Consider the following 626-nt stretch of genomic DNA (forward strand, 5'->3'; position numbering starts at 1 on the left):
GATTCAATTAGAATATGACTTACACAGCGGACAGTTTTTAAACTTCCAGGTAGGTCCTGGAAAAAATAATGATAAAACATTTGGAACAGATTGCTTAGATACCTTACGGCCGGGTGATCTGTGTATTCGTGATTTAGGATATTTTTCATTGGAAGACTTAGATCAAATGGATCAACGTGGCGTGTGCTATATATCAAGACTTAAGTTAAACCATACCGTCTATACGAAAAATCCATTTCCAGAATACTTTCGAAATGGGACAATCAAAAAACAGTCACAGTATATCCAAGTTGATTTAGAGAACATTATGCACACGTTAAAACCAGGACAAACGTATGAAATAAAAGAGTCGTATATTGGCAAGAATCAAAGATTATTTACAAGAGTAATTATCTACCGATTAACAGAGGAACAAATACTGGAACGTAGAAAAAAACAAAGCTATACCGAAAGTAAAAAGGGCATTACGTTTTCAGAAAAGAGTAAACGATTAACGGGTATCAACATATATGTTACGAATACGCCTTGGGAAGTGGTTCCGATGGAACAAATCCATGATTTTTACTCCCTCCGCTGGCAGATCGAAATCATATTTAAAACGTGGAAATCTCTATTTCAAATTCATC

At 35.1% G+C, this 626-nt stretch carries 1 pseudogene; it reads left to right on the forward strand.

Annotated elements, in window-relative coordinates:
- Positions 1 to 626, forward strand: a pseudogene (locus ACCC84_RS23865) (IS4-like element IS231C family transposase); the annotation flags it as partial.

Origin of the sequence: Serratia odorifera, from assembly GCF_041448735.1 — a bacterium.
Taxonomy (GTDB): Bacteria; Pseudomonadota; Gammaproteobacteria; order Enterobacterales; family Enterobacteriaceae; genus Serratia_F; species Serratia_F odorifera.